Source organism: Streptomyces sp. NPDC006193 (assembly GCF_040613915.1).
Classification (GTDB): domain Bacteria; phylum Actinomycetota; class Actinomycetes; order Streptomycetales; family Streptomycetaceae; genus Streptomyces.
This window is the reverse complement of sequence record NZ_JBEXTB010000040.1, coordinates 34,965-53,240: the sequence shown is the minus strand read 5'-3', so window position 1 is coordinate 53,240 and position 18,276 is coordinate 34,965. Positions and strand designations below refer to the sequence as shown.

15 protein-coding genes and 3 pseudogenes are annotated in these 18,276 nt (G+C 69.0%); 8 read left to right on the top strand and 10 right to left on the bottom strand.

Going from position 1 to position 18,276, the window contains the following annotated elements; translation table 11 throughout:
• Both ABZ261_RS27160 and ABZ261_RS27155 read left to right on the top strand, forming a co-directional pair.
• Positions 1 to 276: ATP-binding protein (locus ABZ261_RS27160; protein ID WP_356863579.1), on the top strand; the 276-nt coding region annotated here is incomplete at its 5' end.
• Positions 277 to 280: 4 nt separating this feature from the next.
• Positions 281 to 1,039: pseudogene (locus ABZ261_RS27155) on the top strand (hypothetical protein).
• Between the two features lie 487 nt (positions 1,040 to 1,526).
• Here ABZ261_RS27155 and ABZ261_RS27150 read toward each other — a convergent pair.
• The 10 genes and pseudogenes from ABZ261_RS27150 to ABZ261_RS27105 all read right to left on the bottom strand — a co-directional run bounded on the left by ABZ261_RS27150 (position 1,527) and on the right by ABZ261_RS27105 (position 12,986).
• On the bottom strand, positions 1,527 to 1,925 hold the full coding sequence (locus tag ABZ261_RS27150; protein WP_356863577.1) for an SMI1/KNR4 family protein: 399 nt from the start codon (positions 1,923 to 1,925) through the stop codon (positions 1,527 to 1,529).
• Positions 1,926 to 2,955: 1,030 nt separating this feature from the next.
• Positions 2,956 to 3,429: a hypothetical protein gene (locus tag ABZ261_RS27145; RefSeq protein ID WP_356863575.1), complete on the bottom strand. Its 474-nt coding sequence runs from the start codon at positions 3,427 to 3,429 to the stop codon at positions 2,956 to 2,958.
• A 279-nt stretch (positions 3,430 to 3,708) separates the two neighbouring features.
• The gene (locus ABZ261_RS27140) at positions 3,709 to 4,026 is read right to left on the bottom strand and encodes a hypothetical protein (RefSeq protein ID WP_356863573.1); all 318 of its coding nucleotides are present in this window, start codon (positions 4,024 to 4,026) and stop codon (positions 3,709 to 3,711) included.
• A gap of 34 nt (positions 4,027 to 4,060) precedes the next feature.
• On the bottom strand, positions 4,061 to 4,480 hold the full coding sequence (locus ABZ261_RS27135; RefSeq protein WP_356863571.1) for a contact-dependent growth inhibition system immunity protein: 420 nt from the start codon (positions 4,478 to 4,480) through the stop codon (positions 4,061 to 4,063).
• A gap of 523 nt (positions 4,481 to 5,003) precedes the next feature.
• On the bottom strand, positions 5,004 to 5,396 hold the full coding sequence (locus tag ABZ261_RS27130) for a hypothetical protein (protein ID WP_356863570.1): 393 nt from the start codon (positions 5,394 to 5,396) through the stop codon (positions 5,004 to 5,006).
• A 106-nt stretch (positions 5,397 to 5,502) separates the two neighbouring features.
• Positions 5,503 to 5,646 (bottom strand): annotated as a pseudogene (locus tag ABZ261_RS27125) (toxin C-terminal domain-containing protein); the annotation flags it as partial.
• Between the two features lie 195 nt (positions 5,647 to 5,841).
• Positions 5,842 to 9,997, bottom strand: a pseudogene (locus tag ABZ261_RS27120) (putative T7SS-secreted protein); the annotation flags it as partial.
• Positions 9,997 to 10,674, bottom strand: coding sequence for a hypothetical protein (locus ABZ261_RS27115; RefSeq protein WP_356863568.1), 678 nt, complete (start codon positions 10,672 to 10,674; stop codon positions 9,997 to 9,999). The pseudogene ABZ261_RS27120 and the gene ABZ261_RS27115, both read right to left, overlap by 1 nt.
• Positions 10,671 to 11,156, bottom strand: a complete 486-nt coding sequence (locus ABZ261_RS27110; RefSeq protein ID WP_356863566.1) for a hypothetical protein — start codon at positions 11,154 to 11,156, stop codon at positions 10,671 to 10,673. Before ABZ261_RS27110 ends, ABZ261_RS27115 begins: the two co-directional genes overlap by 4 nt.
• Before the next feature lie 135 nt (positions 11,157 to 11,291).
• Positions 11,292 to 12,986, bottom strand: a complete 1,695-nt coding sequence (locus ABZ261_RS27105) for a glycoside hydrolase family 18 protein (protein WP_356863585.1) — start codon at positions 12,984 to 12,986, stop codon at positions 11,292 to 11,294.
• Between the two features lie 355 nt (positions 12,987 to 13,341).
• Between ABZ261_RS27105 and ABZ261_RS27100 the strand changes: the two genes are divergently transcribed.
• From ABZ261_RS27100 to ABZ261_RS27075, 6 genes are all read left to right on the top strand, one after another.
• The gene (locus tag ABZ261_RS27100; protein WP_356863583.1) at positions 13,342 to 14,163 is read left to right on the top strand and encodes a hypothetical protein; all 822 of its coding nucleotides are present in this window, start codon (positions 13,342 to 13,344) and stop codon (positions 14,161 to 14,163) included.
• 65 nt (positions 14,164 to 14,228) lie between these two features.
• Positions 14,229 to 14,936, top strand: a complete 708-nt coding sequence (gene cpaB, locus ABZ261_RS27095) for a Flp pilus assembly protein CpaB (RefSeq protein ID WP_356863564.1) — start codon at positions 14,229 to 14,231, stop codon at positions 14,934 to 14,936.
• Positions 14,937 to 14,948: 12 nt separating this feature from the next.
• Positions 14,949 to 16,184, top strand: coding sequence for an AAA family ATPase (locus ABZ261_RS27090; RefSeq protein ID WP_356863562.1), 1,236 nt, complete (start codon positions 14,949 to 14,951; stop codon positions 16,182 to 16,184).
• A gap of 8 nt (positions 16,185 to 16,192) precedes the next feature.
• Complete coding sequence (locus tag ABZ261_RS27085; RefSeq protein ID WP_356863560.1) at positions 16,193 to 16,573, top strand: TadE family protein; 381 nt, start codon at positions 16,193 to 16,195, stop codon at positions 16,571 to 16,573.
• Between the two features lies 1 nt (position 16,574).
• On the top strand, positions 16,575 to 16,922 hold the full coding sequence (locus ABZ261_RS27080; RefSeq protein WP_356863558.1) for a TadE/TadG family type IV pilus assembly protein: 348 nt from the start codon (positions 16,575 to 16,577) through the stop codon (positions 16,920 to 16,922).
• A 16-nt stretch (positions 16,923 to 16,938) separates the two neighbouring features.
• Entirely contained in the window at positions 16,939 to 18,276 is a 1,338-nt protein-coding gene (locus ABZ261_RS27075; protein ID WP_356863556.1) for a CpaF family protein, read from the top strand.

Below are 18,276 nucleotides of genomic sequence, written 5' to 3'. Positions count from 1 at the left end.
CTCGCGGCGGAGCTGGTCTCCAACGCCGTACGGCACACCAAGGGGCCGGCCGCGCTGCGGGTGCGCCGGTCGGCGCAGGGGGTGGTGTGGATCGGGGCGTGGGACACCGACCCCGCGCCGCCCCCGCCGCCGACGCCGCTGGACCAGGCGAGCGAGCTGGAGGAGGGCCGGGGGCTGGGGCTGGTGACGGCCTGCGCTCGGCACTGGGGCTGGCAGCCCTCGGCCCGATTCGGGGACCGGGGCAAATACGTGTGGTGCGAACTCGCGGCCGCCTAGCTCGTTGAGGCATGAGGCGCTGCACCGGATCTTCCAGAAGGACCCGGCGTTGCTGACGCGGGCGTTACAGCGGGTGCTGCACGTGCCGTTCCCGGAGCCGCGGGAGATCGCGGCGCTGAACGTGGACCTCACCGAGATCGAACCGGTCGAACGCCGCGTGGACACGTTGTTGCGGGCGCAGACCGACGAGGGCACGTACCTGAGTCATTACGCAGAGCAGCGCCACGGCGAGATGGGCCTCCCGCCCGATCCGGCTCGGTTTCCCCGGCTGGGACTCGCTGACGGTGCGTCCGCTGGTGCTCGCCCGGACAACGTGCCGGTGATCGCGGACGAGCGGCAGGCCGAACGGGACGTACCCCTCGCGGTGCTCTCGGCGATGACACACGGGCGCGGCCCACAGGCCCCGGCCATACTGGAATCCCTGGCATCCGCCCTGCGGACCATCGACCCCGACAGCGCTGCGGTCTTCGTGCAGTTCGTCGACTCCTGCCTGACCGACCCCCAGGCGCAGCAGATGTGGAGGGACCTGATGACGGCAATCCAGTACTTCTGGCGACACCCCCTGGCCGAACAGGTGCGCGAGGAGGGGCGAATCCAGGACCGCCAGGAGATGACCCTCCGCATCCTGGAATGGCGCGGCGTCCCCGTGCCCGACAGTGTCCGCGAGCGGGTGAACGCCTGCACGGACCTCGCCCAACTGGAGCTCTGGGCCCAGCGAGCCGTACACGCAGCTGAGGCGACGGAGTTGTTCACCGGGAAGTGAGCGCTTGACCGTTAGACCGCTCGCTTCTCGGCCAGTGTCGGGCTTCCACGGGCAAGAAGCGAGCGGGCGGCCGGAAGGGCAGTGGCCCAGCTCGGTGCCGGCCCCTTGGGTCGGCCGGGGGCGTTCCGTCGGGGAGGGGGCGGTCGTGTCTCGCATGCACGCCGGGTCGGCTTGGCGGCGGCTGTAGGTGGGTGGGAGGGCACGCGCACTGTTCCATCGAGGTTCGCAGACGCCTGGACTATCTCGCCTGCGCATTCCCCCATGAAGTCCAGGCGGTGTCCGGCCGGGTGGACGTCGAGGACCGCATCACCGACGCCACGGTGGTCCCTCTCAAACCGATCGGTATCCTCGGCCTGGAAGGCCGCGTCCCCCACGACGTCCCCTCACTCTCGACCGCACTCGCCGCGGCAGCCGAACTGGCCTCCTGGCAGTACCGTCCGGGTTGCGATGACAAACCCTCCCACCGCGCCCCAGCCCGGTTTGCAAGTCAGCGATACCAGTCTTCGCCGCCGCTGGCCAGCGCGCTGCGCAGGTAGCTCTCGAGCGATGGCGCGACCCAGGTGCGGCTGTCCGTCTCGTGATCCCATACGAAGACGTCGTCGCGGGGCGGGGTGCGTACGAAGGCGAATTGATCACCTGCTCCGTTGTCACCGAAGAAGAGAAGCGCATCGAACGACATATACAAATCACGGAATTCCGCATTGTGGCGGAAGGACTGGTTCTCTTCCATGATTTTCTCGGCGCTCCAGACGACCTCGGTTCCGTAATCGGCTTCGATGCCGTCTGTCTCCGTCAGCAATTTACGAAGAGACTCGGGAAGTTGCTGCCCGAGTTGCTCCTCGGCGGCGGCGAGGACATCAGGGGCTGCGGGGTCCTGCAGTTCCACGTCAGGGAACTCTGAGGCGAGTTCTCGCCACATGGCGACATTTCTCCATTCCTGTTTGGTTATCTACTGCGAGGGTTGAACCAGCAGGCCCTACAGGCAGGCTCGTGGACGAAGGGGCTGCGCAGGGGCCGCCGAAGCCGAGAGTGTGCAGACGCGGCGACATTTCCTCAGCGGGAGTTTGCGCCCGGGCCGATGGCGAACCCGAAAGATAGGGCTGCCGAAATGCCTCTCCGTGGGGCACAAATCTGCTAATCACTGCTGGCACCGGAAGAGAAGGTGCAGCCGATCAAACGTAGAGGAGGCGGTCCTGTACGGACAGCTTCGGCGACACTTGGATCACTATCTCGCCCGAGCATTCCCTTGTGTGGGATTCGATTGAGATGTGCGTTGCTGACGCGGTTGAGGAAACTGTCAACCGGGTGGCGCCCTCGCGGTAGAGGTCCAGCAAATTATCGCCGTTGTCGCGTGTCCAGCGTGCTCTGATGGATCTGGAGAGCGTGTCATAGGAAAAGGCGAGCGAGTCCCCTTCGCTTCCCTGCCATGTAAGCAAGCGAGCGCCACTCTCGTCCACTTGCGGCCATTCGCCGACCGTGTCGAAAATCTCCTCGTCCTCGGGGACGGCGAAGTCTCTGTAAATCTTTACCTCCAGATCAGGACAGCCAGTGTGGTTCGACGTAGGGGGCCAAGGCACGGACCTCGACCAACTGGAGGTCTGGGCCCAGCAGGCTGTACACGCAACGGACGCGAGGGAGCTGTTCACCGAGAAATGAGGCGAGAGTGGGAGCGGGGGCGTCCTGCGTCAGAAGAGGCCCCCGCTTTCAGCTGCCAGGAAGTATGGGCCGCAGCGTTCCAACACGTCCAGCCACTCCGACCTGTGCCGGCCCTTCTGCATCCGAAACTCCCCACCGGCATCACCCGCCGATGTGGCACCGCGCCCGTGTTCAGTCATGCCCTGAGTCATCACATGGGATCGCGGACCGCATTGGGGGCGGCGGCCGGCCGGGCGCGATGAGATTCGCTGCCTCTCTCCTCAATCTTCGCCGCGCGGCGAGACATGCCCAGATCGTTCAGCGCTGAATTGGCCGAACGTGTTCCAAGCCGCAGTCACCGCCGTCCGGAGGTCCGTGTCCGACAGATCACCGGGCTCGGCAAGTTCCGGGTCCACCGAGTAGTCCTCCAGAAGCATGAATACCCGGCCGAAGAGGTCTGCGAGGGGCCCACGGAGCCGTTCACCGTTCGCCTGAGAGACGCGTCGTGCTTCCCACCAATCGTGTGCGAAATCCGGGGCGCTGTAGGCGCCCTGCGTGAATGCCTCCAGCAGCTCCAACTGCTGTGCTGCCGCGCTGTGGGGCTCGACTTCGGCAGGATGGGACCCCGCGTGGTGTTCTGCTGGGTGGGCGGCTGCCACGGCTGTCAGGGAAGGGTGTCGGGCCGCGAGAGCACCGGCATATCGGCCGAAGCGCGCTCGCGCCGTGCCGATGCCCTCAGCGACGGCTGCGGTCATGAAGGGGACAGTGCCCGCGACAAGCGCGTAACCAGTCTCCGGGAAGACAACGGCTCCCTCCTCGCACGGCAGGCGCACCTGCGTCGGAGAGATGCGCGCAGGCCACCTGTGAGGCTCCGACGGCACGGCAGCCAGCCGTGATGCGGCGCCAGAGGGCGGCGTCCATACGCGAACCCAGGGGGAGGGGAGCCACTGCCTTGTCGCGCAACCAGGCCGGGGCGAAGGCCGGGCCCTCGCCCAAGAGGGCAGCGACGTCTGATCGTTCCTGTCCAGAGTCCGTCACCACAAGAGTCCCTTGTCGATGATCCCCTGGAACTGTGCATCTCCCAGTTTCCAGGCCGACCAGAACCTACCATCAGAGCGGAGCATGACCATCTTCTCAGATGCGGGGTCGATGAACCCGACGGCTGGCTCCTGATTTCCGCAATTGAAGTGGTAGAGCTTGGTTCCGCCCGCGGTCATGTGCTCGCGCAGGGAAGCTTCGAACCGCTGCAGATTTGCTGCGTTGGTGTTCAGCCATGTCTGGTAGGGCGAGGCGGGCGACGGTGGAGCGGCGGCGTGAGGCGCGGCCGGCTTGGACTTTGCTGGTGCGGCCACCGGGATGGGAGGAGGGGTTGGAAAGCGCGTAGCGTCACCGTGTGTCCGGCATAGCGGCTCGGAATGCTTCCACCTCTCGCTGAATGTACGGCGAGAGGTCGGTGAGCATGCGCACCGTGTCATCAAGGTGACGTGCGAGCTGCGGCGCACTCCTCCATACCGATTCCTTTCGCGTCAACACCGCCGAGAGCAAGTCGTCGTCGTACCAGCCGGCCGCCGCTTCCTGCGGCGCTGTTTCGCGTAGGAAGTCCAGAGCGACGGGAAGGAGCCAATGGAGGCCGACATCCTGGGCGATCAGCCGACGCAGATCCTCCACGGTGAGATCTTTGATGGCTCGCCTCCTCAGCTCGTGAACGCTGCGAACCAGGGTCGTGCTTTCTTCTGGGGGGTCAGGCCATTGATCTCCGTCCAGTTCTTCGATAGATCTGTTCCTGTCAACAAACTCCGGTAGCATGAGGTCGTTCCATTCTCGACTAGCTTATCCCCTTCGTCTTCGGCGCCGCATGCTCGATACCTGTAATAGGGAAGGGGTGGGAGAGGGCTGCCGAGCGCTGTACCGAGCGATACGTTAATCCCTGTCTCCACTTATCTCGGTGCGAGGGTTTTCAGTGTTCTCCGCGCTCGCTGGAAACGAGCGCACGGAGCGGCTTGACCTCTGCGACGAGCTGCGGCGGGCAGCATGCCCTCGGTGTACACGGCCCAGATCCGCCCGCCGGCGACGCGCGGGTCGTACCCGAAGATGGCATACGTTGCGCTGGGTACCTGGCATCCGCCTTGTCCTTCTGTATCTCGAAGAACAGCCTGCTCTGCGCGAGCGTTCCGAAGTACGCCGCCCAGTCCTCACTCAGCTTGGCCTCGAACAGCGCCTGCTCGATCTCTGACGGTGGCGTCCATGTGGAGGGCGGTGGAGGAGGGAAACCGCCAGGCGGCGGACCGAATGACATAAGACTCCTTACCCTTCCATATAAATCGAGCTATCACGGGCTATGATGATGGCTCCCTCTTTCAGGCCGCCGATGTCCTTGCCCGGCGGTCGGCATCTCGCCGAACCTCCTAATCGCGCTGATGGTTGTCTGCCATTCGGATATCACGTGCCCCTCTTCGTCGACTGTGGATCGAGGTTCCACAAAACGCCAAGGCTCAGCGGGGTTGAAATCTTCTGCGAGTTCTTCGAGGAAAATGATCGAGTTCTGAATGTGGACAATCTCCCCGGCCCTGTAGAGGGGCCAGCAGAAGATGAAGTTGCTTTTCGCTGGGTCCGTGATGGATGAAATGAGACACGATGTAGCATCGTCTCCACGTTCAAGAACCCTCAGGGATCTGTTCCAGCTTGTCTGATATTGCCCCACGTCCCAATAAGTCAGATCCATCGGGAATCTCTCTTCGAAGTCCCCTACAGTGATACACCCAATGGCGCCCTCGCTCGCTGCGGCTCCGGGCGCAGACGGTACGGACAGCACTCGGATGGAGAAAGCGTCATTTCTTGATGTAGTTGAGGTTTGAGTCATAGGTGCCAATCCTCTGCCCTCTTTTATTGAACATCTTCCAGCCGTCGGAAACGTTATGTCCGTCTGCGTCCGGCGTTATGTAGTTCTTCCTGTTGAAGAATACTTCTTGCCCGTGGGAGTGGAAAGGAGCCTTGTGGGGAGGGATCCTCTTAGTGTATCCGAATTCAGCAGCCCTGTCTGCGGGGGTCGCGGCATAGAGATCCTGGTTCGCGCCACGTCGATCTTTGACCATATCCGGGTGATACGGGTCCCCCTCCAGGGCTGGAGATGACGTGTAGCCCTCAGGAAGAATTTCCTTTCTTTTGCAAGGAGTCAGTCCGAGTGGGTCGGCCCAGGCATGGGGATTGTGAACGTACGTGACGGGGTTCGCGGCAGGGGTGAGACCAAGTGGGTCGGGCGTGGAGTAGCGGGCTGTTTGGGGGTCGTAGTGGCGGAAGTAGTTGTAGTGGAGGCCGGTTTCCGGGTCGTAGTACTGGCCCGGGAAGCGTAGGGGCGTGTAGGTGGTGCTGTTCGCCGACCACGCCGTCGTGCCCCACAGGGTGCTGCGGGTGCGCCAGGCGATGTCGCCCTGTTCGTCCAGCAGTTCGCTCGGTGTGCCGACCAGGTCGGTGACGATGGCGAAGAAGCGGGAGTCGATCTCCTGCTGTGGGGCGTCGGCCGCGGTGATGCGTTCCGTCTGGGCGAGGGGGCGCAGGCCCTGGTGGTCCCAGGTGAGGGTGACCGGGTGGGGGAGGTCGGCCGAGACGGTCGTTTGTTCGCAGAGGGTGGTGCCGTCCCAGGTGAATTCGACCCGCTCCACGACCGTTTCGCCGTCGTCCGCGAGGCGGAGTTTCGCTGTGCGGCGGCCCAGGGGGTCGTAGGTGTAGCGCCAGCGGGTGCCGTCGGGGGTGACCACCGAGGTCAGGCGGTCTTCCGCGTCCCATTCGTAGCGCCAGGTGTCCGGCTTGCGGGACAGGCGGGTCTTCTGGCGGAGGGTGATGCGGCCGAGGGCGTCGTGTTCGTAGCGGACGTTGCCGGCTCGGGTGATGCGGGTGCCCGTGTAGGTGCGGGGCCCGGTCGCCTCCGCGCCCGGGTGGGTCGTGGGCCAGGTTGCCTGGGTTTGGTTGCCTGCCTCGTCGTAGGCGTACTGTTCCGCCCAGCCGGCCGCGTGGACCGCCGTCACCCTGCCTGTCGCGTCCAGGTCGAAGCGGCGGGTGCCGGAGAGGTGGTCGTCTATGCCGACCAGGTTGCCGTCGGCGCGGTAGGTGTAGGTCCGGTGCTGGACCCTGCGTCCTTGTGCGCCGGTCACCGACTGGGTCGTGAGGCGGCCCAGCGCGTCGAAGGTGTGCTCCAGCGTGACCGCTGCGCCGATGGAGCGGGTCAGTTCCCTGCCTGCCGCGTCGTACGTGAAGTCGATCGCCCGGCCCGATGCCGTCATGCCGGTGCGGCGGCCTGCCGCGTCGTAGGACCAGGTGGAGACGGCGCCCGTGGGTGTCGTGCGGCCGGTGCGGCGGCCCAGGGCGTCGTAGGTGTACGTCACCGTGCGGCCGTCGACCGTTTCCGAGTGCAGGCGGCCGTAGCGGTCGCGCAGCAGGGTCAGCGTCGTGCCGTCGGGGCCCGTGGCCCGGGCCAGTTGGTCCGTGAAGTCGTACGCGTACGTCGTGACCTGGCCTGCTGCGTCCTTGCGCAGCACCTGGCCCAGTTCGTTGCGCTGGAAGGACACCGCCTCGCCGAGTGCGTTTCTGCGGGAGATCAGGCGGCCCGCCGCGTCGTACTCGTAGGTCAGTGTGCGGTCGTCGAAGTCCTTCTCCGACAGCAGGCGGCCGGCCGCGTCGTACTCGTACTCCCACGTCAGGCCCTGCGGGTTGGTGACCTTGGTCAGGCGCAGTTCCGTGTCGTGCTCGAACTCGTAGCGGATGCCGTCCGGGCCGGTGCGAGCCGTGAGCAGGTCGAAGTGGGTGTACTCGAAGTGGGAGACCCCTTCGAGGGGGTCGGTGTGGCTCGTGCAGTTGCCCTCGCCGTCGTACGTCCACGATTCCGTGCTGCCGTCGGGGGCCGTGCGGCGGGTCAGATGGCCCTCGATCGACCACTCCAGGCGTGTCGTGGCGCCGGTGGGGTCCGTGATGGTGGTCGGGCGGCCGAGGGCGTCTCGTTCGTAGCGGGTCACCGCACCCAGTGGGTCCGTGACCTCCAGCGGTAGGCCCGCACGGTCCGAGACCACCCTCGTCGTGCGGCCCAGCGGGTCCGCCACCGTCGTCAGGTGGCCGGCTTCGTCGTACCCGTACCGGGTCGTCCGGCCGGCCTGGTCCGTCACCGATGTGCGGTTGCCCCTCTCGTCGTAGGTCTGGCGGATCACCGTTCCGTCCGGGTTCACCACCTTCACCGGCAGGCCCAGGTCGTTGTACTCCGCCCGTGCCTCGCGGCCGTCCGGGCGGACCACCCGCGTGAGGTTGCCCGCATCGTCGTACTCGAACGTCGTCGTGTGGCCCAGGGGGTCCGTCGTGGACAGCAGGCGGTTGTAGCGGTCGCGGACGTAGCGCGTGGTCGCACCCACGGCGTTCGTCTCGGCGATGACCTGGCAGCGGTGGTTGATCAGGTAGTGGGTGGTGTTGCCGTGCGAATCGGTGATCGTCGTGGTGTGCTCGCCGGTCTCGGGATCCGCCGAGCCGTAGGCGAAGGTGGAGGCCAGGTGGCCGGCGGCACCGGACTGGCGGGTGCAGCGGTCCTCGTCGTCGTAGACGTAGGTGAAGTGGCTGTCGTTGCTGTCGGTCCAGGAGGTGATGCGGCCTCGGTCGTCGTAACCGAAGACGGTGGGGCGGCCGCAGGAGTTGACGACCTCGCTCAGGTGGCCGTCGGTGTAGCCGTAGCGGATCAGTTCCTGGTCGGTGCCGTCCACTGCCGCGCCCGCCAGGTGCAGCGCGGTGACCCGGCCGGCTGCGGTCGACACGAGCAGGCGGTAGCCGCCGCTGTGGACGACGGCCGAGGGCACTCCCGCCTCGTCGTACTCGAACGCGATCCAGTCGCCGTTGCGGTCGTCCACCTGTTCCAGCACCGCCAGGTGTTCCGAGCGGTCCGAGAAGTGCCGTACCTGGCCCGACTCCGGGTCGGTGAGGGTGTAGCCGTCGTCCACGCGGTCCAGGGGCCAGCGGGGGCCGCGGGTGGGCAGGGTCGGCACGCCGGGGGCCGGGTGCGGGTAGGCGAGCGTCAGGCCGTCCTCGCCTACGAAGACGACGCCCTGCGCGTCGATCTCCAGGCGTTGGTCGAGCGTGGAGGACCAGGACGGGCCGAACCAACCGCCGAGCCGGTACGACGACTCGAACTGTCGCTTGACGACAAGGGGCAGGGTGCCGGGGAGCGAGACGTCGGTCTGCGGCAGCACCATCCGGCCGGTCGCGACATCGACAGGGTCCTTCTCACAGACCTTGTCGGCCGGCCGTCGGGAGACGTCGTCCGCACTCTCCTCGACCGCGTTCCGGGCGCCCTTGCGTGCTCCCTGCTCCGCGGCCTCCTCCACGCCCTTCTTCAGTCCGAGCCGGAGTCCGCCCCGTGCCAGTCCCGCGCCTTTGGTGCCGAGCGCCTCGGGAGCCATGCGGCCGAAGAACTCGGACGGGTCCTTGCGGAACTCCTTCCACATGGTCTTCGCGGTGCGTTCGGGGTGGGCGGCGGTGGAGACCAGGCCGGAGAGCGTCATGCTGACGTTCTGCAGGTAGGCGGCCGGGTGGGTGAGGTTGTAGGGGTCCAACGGGTCCAGGCCGCGGACGAAGTTGACCAGACCGGCGGTGCCCTTGGCCACGCCGCCCGCGAAGTGCGTCAGTTCGATGCCGGTGGACAGCGCGCCGTCTTTGAGGTCGCCCTTGAGGCGGTCCAGGGGCGGGGGTTCGGCGGGGGCGTGGGCCAGCGCGGCCTTGACCTTGCCCTGAGCCTCGGAGGCGGCGGTGTTGCGCTGCTTGCGGGCCTCGGCGAGCTTGTGGTGGGCGGCCTGGATGGTCTCCTTGCCCGGGTCGTGGAACTCACCCGGATCCGGGCCGGGGTCCTCACCGGCCTTCGCCTTCGCGTTGTAGGTCTCGACCTTGTCCTTGTACGCGGCGTACGCGTCCTCGGACGCCTTCATGCCCTTCTTGTAGAGCTCTACGGCTTCCTTGGCCTGCCCCTGCGCCCACTTCACGGTGTCGGCGTACGACTCCAAAGCCCCGGCCGCGGTCTTGCAGGCCTCGGCCGCCTGGGCCCACTTGGCCGGGTGGACGCCGAACTTCTCGCGGAAGGCGTCACCGCCCTCGCCCTTCCAGCCGGACCCCGAGGTCGGAGGCGATGCCGTCACCCCAGTCCTCGACCACGTCGGCCCACTTGTGCAGGCCGACAGCGTCCAGCTTGTCGCCGACCTTGTCCGTGGCCCAGTCGACGCCCTCACCGAGCTTCTTCTTGCCCTTGTCGTAGAGGTCCTCGGCACCGCCCAGCAGGGTGTTGGTCACATCCCCCATGCCCATCAGCGCTCACCGCCCTGCTGCCCGGCGGCCTGCTGTTCGGCAGCCTGGGCACGGGCCTCGGGGGAGGGGCCGAAGGTGTCGTCCAGCATCCGGTCGTACTCCTTGTCCGACATCCCCAGCGCGCTGTGCAGGTCCTGCGGGGTCATCCCCGGCACCGGCCCGATGGTGTGCGAGGTCATCACATCGCGCCCGGCGTCCTTCCAGCCCTGCTTGCTGTTGGCCGAGGCCTGCTCGAAGGACTCCTTGCTGTAGTCGACATCACCGCCGTACGCACCGGACTCGGCGATCTCGCCCCAGCCCATCTTCTCCACCTCCTCCTCGGAGGCGTACGGGTTGCCGACGGCCGCGTTCTCCACGACCTTGACCGTGCCCGCGACGTACTTGTCGGTCTCGTAGTACGTGCCCGCCGCCAAGCCCGTCTTCTCGGCGAAGCCGTTGCCCTCGTCGATCAGCGCACGCACCCCCCACTCCCAGCGCTCGCAGAACGACGTGAACTCACTCATCAGACCCTCATGACCCAGCTCCAAGCCGGACAGCGCGATCTCGGAGAAGCCGCGCCCGGCCCCGGACGTGCCGAAACCGCCCAGCTCCTTCAACTCCCCCAGCGCGTCCGTCAGCCCCTTGGCGATCAACGCCAGTCCGTGGGCCGCCAGATCCCTACCGCCGCCTCCGGTCACTTCGCATCCCCCGTTCCGCCGTCCACGTCCACCGCCACCTCGTCCGGCACGACCCCGCGCACCGGAGGGAAGACCATCCCGTCCTCCCCGTCAGCGCAGTCCAGCGCCACCCCGCACGGCACCCCCACCGCCGGCACCATCGCGTCCAGCAGGCGCGCCCCCAGCCACCGCTGGTACGCCCACTCCCGGCCGCCCTCACCCCGCGCGACCGCGAAACGCGCAAGGGCCGACTCGTCCGAGAAGGCATAGATCCAGCGGACGCCACCGAAGTCGGCCGTCAGAGGCGCGTCGTCCTCGTCCACCGGCACCAGCACCGGCGTGCGCCGGAACTCGCCCAGCAGGACAGCGAACTCACGCCGCCGGTGGTCGTTGTCGTCCGCGGTCTCCTGTTGGTGCTCCGGTGTCGAGACGTCCGCGTAGGCGTACAGCCGTGACCTGCGGACATCACCCGTCGAGGTGGCGTCGCCCCCGTGTTCAGCCATGTCCGAGATCATCACACCGGTCCGTCGCCAGGGGCAAAAGGGCTGGCGGCGGACCGCTCGGCTTCGGCCGCCGCACACACCGCAGCGCCCGGACCGAAGCGGCCCGGGCGCTGGACGGCAACACGTCAGGTCAGGTCACGGCAGGGCGTGCACGTGCGGTCCCACCGCGTTCGACCAGGCGTTGCCCGACGCCGCGTCCCAGTTCGTGGACCACGTCATCGCGCCCCGCAGGTCCGGGTAGGTGCGGGACGGCTTGAACGTGCCGCAGCCGGTGCCCCTGGCCAGGCAGTCCAGGGCATTGTTCACCACCGTCGGGGAGACGTAGCCGCCGCCGGCCGCGCGGGTGGAGGCCGGGAGGCCGAGGCCCACCTGGGAGGGGGAGAGGCCGCCTTCCAGCTGGATGCAGGCCAGGGCGGTGAGGAAGTCGACCGTGCCCTGGCTGTAGACCTTGCCGTCGCAGCCCAGCATGGAACCGCTGTTGTAGTACTGCATGTTGACGACGGTGAGGATGTCCTTGATGTTCAGCGCGGTCTGGAAGTAGCCGTTCGACGTCGACTGCATGTCGATCGTCTGCGGGGCCATCGTGATGATCAGGGACCGGCCCGCCTTCGCGGACAGCGACCGCAGCGCCTGCGTCATGTACGTCGCGTTCAGGCCGTTCTCCAGGTCGATGTCGACGCCGTCGAAGCCGTACGTCTGCATCAGGCCGTACACGGAGTTCGCGAAGTTCGCGGCCGAGGTGGCGTCGTTGACCGCCACCGTGCCGTTCTGGCCGCCGACCGAGACGATGACCTTCTTGCCGGCCGCCTGCTTGGCCTTGATGTCCGCCTTGAACTGGTCGACCGTGTAGCCGCCGAGGCCGGCCGAGTCCAGGGTGAAGGACACCGCACCCGGTGTCGAGGTCGCGTCCGCGAAGGCCACCGCGATGATGTCGTAGGACGACGGGACATCCGACAGTTTCTGGACCGTGGCGCCGTTGTCGAAGTTCTGCCAGTAGCCGGTGACCGCGTGCCTGGGGAGCGCCCCGCCGCCGTCGCCGCCCGTGCCGGAGGTCTTCGCCGTCACCGCCGCCGACTTGGGCGATTCGCCCGCCGCGTTGGCGGCCGTGACCTGGAAGGTGTAGGAGGTCGACGCCGACAGGCCGGTCACCGTGGCGGAGGTGCCGGTCACCGCGGTGATCCTGGTGCCGTCGCGGTAGACGTGGTAGCCGGTCGCGCCGGACACCGCGGACCAGGACAGGGAGACGGAGGAGGACGTCGTGGCGGTGACCGTCAGGCCGTTCGGGGCGGCCGGGACCGTCGGGGCGGGGTCGCCGCCTCCGCCGCCGTCGGGGCCCTGGACGGAGACGTCGTCGGCGTAGTAGGCCGCCTGGCCGTACCAGCCGTGGGTGTAGACCGTGACGGACGTCGTGGAGGCGCCCGTGGTGAAGGTGGTGGACAGCTGCTTCCACGAGGGGGAGTCGGGGGTCCACGTGGAGACGTCCGTGGTGCCGGTGCCGGTCACGCCCAGGTAGGCGTAGCCGCCCTGCACCCATGCGCTCAGCGTGTACGTCGAGTGGGGCCGGACCGCCACGGACTGGCTGCACCTGGCGTTGTCCTGGCCGGCCGGGACCGCCTTGAGGGCGGAGGAGCCGCCGTGCACCGGGGAGGAGACCGTGGTGCCGCTGCCCGCCGTGCAGGTCCAGTCGGCCAGGCCCGACTCGAATCCGGCGTTGCGGACGTTGTTGACGTCCGCCGCGGAGGCGGGTGCGGCGGTGAGGCCCGCGAGCGAGAGGGCCAGGGCGGTGGCGGCGGACCATGCCGCGAGCCGCCGTCTGCGGGGTCTGGGTATGCCGGGTGCGCGGTCCACTGCAGCCTCCGTGGGGGAGTTGGCGGGGGAAGGGGAGAGGACGGTGGCCACCGCTCGGGCTCCAAGGTGGTCCAGACCAATTGGGGGTGTCAAGAGGTCCGGACCGGATCTCTGTGCGGTCGGCCGGGCAACTCGTCTGGGTTTGGCGGAACTTGCTCCGGGGGACTTCCACACCGGCTTCCCGAACGCTGTTCTCCGGCCATACGGCCGTGGATACAGTGCTCAGGTAGTCACGCAACGAAGTCGCCCCGGCGCGCCGCGGTCACACCGGCGGGACGGCGGGGAGAAGAGCGGGGAGCTGCGCGTGCCAACTGCCATCGCCGTGACCAGTGCCGACATGGCGCTGCCGGCGCAGGACGAACGGACCATGCCCGCCGTCGTGCTCGGCGACATCGACCGCAAGCCGCTGGACCACGCCCTCACCGACCTGAACATCCTGACCGAGCAGTACGGCCATGTGGTCGTCGTCTGCTCACAGGCCACCCCGGAGCCGGTCGTGCGGCGGCTGCACACCCTGCGCTCATTGCTGGAGAGCGACCGCATCGCCCTGTTCCGGCCTGGGCTGCCGCCGCTTGGCATCGCCGTCCTGGCCCGGCAGCTGCGCCAGCTCGCCTCCTGCGAACTGAGCCCCGGCGTGCTCGCCTCGGCCGGACGGCTGCTCACCCACTACATCCACGCCGGGGCCGTCCTGGGCTCCGTCGCCCGGCTGGACCGGGTGCCGGTCGGGCTCAAGGCGCACGCCAGGTCGTGGGTGCCCGGCAGCCAGTTCGCGGTCGTCGCCCACCCCGAGCCCCAGCTCGTCAAGGTCGCCCCCGACGCCACCCTCAAGGGGCCCGAGTTCGGCACGTGGCTGCTGCTCGCCAAGGGCCAGCTGCAGAGCGAGTGGGCCGCCGGACTCGGCACGCGGTGGAAGGCGCACGGGGTGCGCGAGACGGCGCTGCCCGCCGAGTCCCCGCTGTGGTGGGGGACCGGCCGCCTGGTCGAGTTCTGCAGCTACCTCGCCGACCTGTCCGTCCTCTACCAACTGGTCGCCTCCGTGCGGCGGACCTCCTGCCACTGGTGCGGCATGGACGTCATCGGCGACCGCTGCGTCTTCTGCTCCGCCACCGCGCCGCCCCACGAGCCGCCCCGCGCACCGGAGCAGCGCACGCCCGCCTGACCGGCCCCGGCCCGACCCTCGCATCCCGCCCGCTCGACCGATCCCCCGATGAGGTTGCACGGTTCATGAACTCCCGTCAGCGCCGCGGCGTGATACTGCTGATCCTGTCGGTCCTGTGCGCTCTCGGCGCGTTCGCCGGCGTGCTCTCCGTCGTCCACGACGTGCAGACCAAGGTCGGGCCCGAGGTCACCGCCTACCGGGTCAGGTCCGAGGTGAAGCCGTACACCGCGCTGGACACCGGCCAGTTCGAGAAGATCCGGATGCCCGAGCGGTGGCTGTCCGCCAACGCCGTCACCGACCTCGGGCAGATCCGCGGCAAGATCGCCGTGACCACCCTGCGCCCCGGCTCCCTCCTCCAGACCGACATGATCGTGGACCGGCCCGCCCTCCGGCCCGGCCAGCAGGAGGTCGCCATCATGATCGACGCGGCGACCGGCGTCGCCGGCAAGATCACCCCCGGGTCGCGCGTCAACGTCTATGCCACCTTCGAGGGGGAGAAGGAGGGCGACCCCGACCAGTCGAAGATCATCGTCACCGACGCGCGGGTCATCGACGTCGGCCGCATCACCGCCCTGGAGCCGGACCGCGACCGCGACGAGCAGCGGCCCACCGAGGCCGTCCCCATCACCTTCGCGCTGTCCGCCCTCGACGCCCAGCGCATCACCTACGCCGAGTCCTTCGCCCGGCGCGTCCGGCTCGCGCTCGTGGCCCCCGGCGGCGGGACCGGCGTCCCCGACAAGGACCGCACCTACGAACTCGCGACGGACAAGTGAGAGGCGGCCCGCATGCCCACCAGGATCCTCCCGGCCGGTGCGGACCCGGACGCCGTCCGCTCCCTCACCACCCTGCTCAGCCAGCTCCCCGACGCCGAACCCCAGCCCCCGGCAGGCGACTCCACCCAGCTGGTCGACACCCTCGCCCGCCTCGCCGCCGAGTCGGTCGACGAACTGCCGGAAGTGGTCGTCGTCCACGAACGCATCGGACCCGTGCCGGCCCTGGAGCTGATCCGCGAGGTCGCCCTGCGCTTCCCGGCCGTCGGTGTCGTCCTCGTCAGCACCGACGCGAGCCCCGGCCTGTTCGCCGCCGCCATGGACGCCGGCGCCCGCGGCCTGGTCGCGCTGCCGCCGTCCTACGAGGAACTCGCCAACCGCGTGCAGGCCGTCGCCCAGTGGTCGACCGGGGTGCGGCGCCACCTCGGCCACGGGGCCGAATCGTACGGCGGAGCCGGCGGCACGGTCGTCACCGTCAGCGGCGCCAAGGGCGGCACCGGCGCCACCCTGACCGCCGTCCAGCTCGCCCTCGCCGCCCAGGCCTCCGGCCGGGCCACCGCCCTGGTCGACCTCGACCTGCAGACCGGCGACATCGCCTCCTACCTCGACATCCAGTTCCGGCGGTCCGTGGCCGACCTCGCCGCCATCGCCGACATCTCCCCGCGAGTCCTCGCCGACGCCGTCTTCCGCCACGACACCGGCCTCGCCCTGCTCCTCGCGCCCGGCGAGGGCGAGCGCGGCGAGGAGGTCACCGACCGCGCCGCCCGCCAGATCGTCAGCGCCCTGCGCTCCCGCTACGAGGTCGTCGTCATCGACTGCGGCGCCCAGCTCGGCGGGGCCGGCGCGGCGGCCGTCGAGACCGCCGACACGGCACTGCTGGTCACCACCCCGGACGTCATCGCCGTACGCGCCGCCAAACGGACCGTGCGGATGTGGGACCGGCTGCAGATCCGCAAGGCGGAGGAGACCACCGTCGTCGTCAACCGGCACACCCGCGGCACGGAGATCCAGCCCGCGCTCGTGCAGCGCATCACCGGCACGGCGCTGGCGCGCACGACCGTCCCCGCCAACTTCCGGGAGCTGCAGGCGGTCGTGGACGCCGGCCGGGTCCACGAACTGGACGGCAGGAGCACGGTCAGGCAGGCGCTGTGGGGGCTCGCCGCGGAACTGGGCCTGGTGAAGGCGGCGGAGCAGCCCTCCCACCGCGCGGGCGCGCGGGGCGCCGTGGGCTTACGGCGGCGAAAGGAGTGAACCCGGCGATGAGAAGACCGGACGCGGACCGGGGACAGGTCAGCATCGAGTTCCTCGGGATGACGCCGCTGATCGTCCTGACGCTGGTGCTGATGTGGCAGGCCGTCCTCGTGGGGTACGCCTTCACCCTCGCGGGGAATGCTGCGGACGAGGGTGTGCGAGCGGGCACGGCGGCGCCCCCGGGGGAGCGGTTCGGGGCGTGCGAACAGGCGGCACTGCGCCACCTGTCCGGGGCGTGGCGAGGGGGAGCCAGCGTGGACCACTGCGGCGGCAGCGGTTATGTGACGGCCGACGTGGCCGTCAAGGTCCCCGTCCTCTTCCCCGGCTCCATCGGCTTCCCCGTCACCGTGCACGGCCACGCCGGAGCCGTCGAGGAGGTGAAGCGCTGAGATGCCGTACCGACGTCCACGGCGCGACGCGGGCCAGGTCGCCGTCGAGTACCTCGGGTTCATCCCGGTCCTCCTGCTCGCCGGACTGGCCGGCCTCCAGATCGGCGCCGTCGCCTACGCCGCCGAGCAGGCCGGTACGGCGGCCCGCGCGGGAGCACGGGCCGCGTCGCTGCACCACAGCGCCCAGCAGGCCTGCGCGCAGGCGGTCGGCGGCGGGCTGGACGTGCAGTGCGGGCCCACCGGAGGCGGCGCCGGCTCGGTGACCGTCACCGCGACCGTCGACATCCCGGCCATCGTCTGGGACCTCGGCTCCGCCACCAAGTCCGCCACCATGCCGCTGGACCACTGAGAGGAGTCGCCCACCCATGAGTCTGCGGGCACGCATCAGCACTCCCGAGGAGCACGGCAGCCGGGGCGAGGACGGGCACCTGGTCGCCTCCTACCGGGCCAAGCTGCTGGAGGAGATCGACCTCGCGGAGATGAGTTCGCTCGCGGCGGCGGAGCGCCGGGCCCGCCTCGAACGGGTGCTCGGGCACATCATCAGCCGCGAGGGCCCGGTGCTGTCGACCGCCGAGCGCTCCCAGCTGATCCGCCGGGTCGTGGACGAGGCGCTCGGCCTCGGCATCCTGGAGCCGCTGCTGGAGGACGCCTCGATCACGGAGATCATGGTCAACGGACCGGACGCCATCTTCGTGGAACGCGGCGGCCGGGTCGAGCGGTTACCGCTCCGCTTCGTCTCCGGCGACCAGCTGATGCAGACCATCGAACGGATCGTGTCCACGGTCAACCGCCGCGTCGACGAGTCGAACCCGATGGTGGACGCCCGCCTGCCCTCCGGCGAACGCGTCAACGTCATCATCCCGCCGCTGTCCCTGACCGGCCCCATCCTCACCATCCGCCGCTTCCCGCGCTCCTACACCCTCCAGGAGCTGATCGGCTTCGGCTCGCTCGACGAGCACATGGTGTACCTGCTGGCCGGACTGGTGCAGGCGAAGTTCAACGTCATCGTCTCCGGCGCCACCGGCACCGGGAAGACGACCCTCCTCAACGCCCTCTCCGGGCTGATCCCGCCGCACGAGCGCATCATCACCATCGAGGACTCCGCCGAGCTCCAGCTCCAGCAGGCCCACGTGGTCCGCCTGGAGTCCAGACCGCCGAACGTGGAGGGCAAGGGGCAGATCACCATCCGCGACCTGGTCCGCAACTCGCTGCGCATGCGCCCCGACCGGATCGTCGTCGGCGAGGTCCGCGGCGGCGAGTCCCTGGACATGCTCCAGGCCATGTCCACGGGCCACGACGGCTCGCTGGCCACCGTGCACGCCAACAGCGCCGAGGACGCCCTCACCCGGCTGCAGACCCTGGCCTCCATGTCCGACGTCGAGGTGCCCTTCGCCGCCCTCCACGACCAGATCAACAGCGCCGTCGACGTCATCGTCCAGCTCACCCGGTTCGCCGACGGCGCCCGCCGCATCACCGAGATCGCCCTGCTCGACAGCCACGGCGGGGAGCCGTACCGGCTGGCGACCGTCGCCCGCTTCGACGCCCGGCCCATGACGGCCGACGGCCGCGTCCACGGCAGCTTCCGGTACTTCCCCCTGCCCCGCCGCACCGCCGACCGCCTCTACCTGGCGGGCCAGCCCCTCCCCCAGGCCTTCGGCGTCGCCCGCTCCGCGGACCAGCTCGCCACCCGAGAGGCCAGGTAG

What these genes read in the sequence shown, in the direction of transcription:
- ABZ261_RS27135 (WP_356863571.1), bottom strand. Translation starts at nt 4,480, where the DNA reads ATGCTACCGGAGTTTGTTGACAGGAACAGATCTATCGAAGAACTGGAC.
- ABZ261_RS27100 (WP_356863583.1), top strand. Translation starts at nt 13,342, where the DNA reads ATGGCGCTGCCGGCGCAGGACGAACGGACCATGCCCGCCGTCGTGCTC.
- cpaB (WP_356863564.1), top strand. Translation starts at nt 14,229, where the DNA reads ATGAACTCCCGTCAGCGCCGCGGCGTGATACTGCTGATCCTGTCGGTC.
- ABZ261_RS27075 (WP_356863556.1), top strand. Translation starts at nt 16,939, where the DNA reads ATGAGTCTGCGGGCACGCATCAGCACTCCCGAGGAGCACGGCAGCCGG.
- ABZ261_RS27145 (WP_356863575.1), bottom strand. Translation starts at nt 3,429, where the DNA reads ATGACCGCAGCCGTCGCTGAGGGCATCGGCACGGCGCGAGCGCGCTTC.
- ABZ261_RS27080 (WP_356863558.1), top strand. Translation starts at nt 16,575, where the DNA reads ATGCCGTACCGACGTCCACGGCGCGACGCGGGCCAGGTCGCCGTCGAG.
- ABZ261_RS27085 (WP_356863560.1), top strand. Translation starts at nt 16,193, where the DNA reads ATGAGAAGACCGGACGCGGACCGGGGACAGGTCAGCATCGAGTTCCTC.
- ABZ261_RS27090 (WP_356863562.1), top strand. Translation starts at nt 14,949, where the DNA reads ATGCCCACCAGGATCCTCCCGGCCGGTGCGGACCCGGACGCCGTCCGC.
- ABZ261_RS27130 (WP_356863570.1), bottom strand. Translation starts at nt 5,396, where the DNA reads ATGGATCTGACTTATTGGGACGTGGGGCAATATCAGACAAGCTGGAAC.
- ABZ261_RS27110 (WP_356863566.1), bottom strand. Translation starts at nt 11,156, where the DNA reads ATGGCTGAACACGGGGGCGACGCCACCTCGACGGGTGATGTCCGCAGG.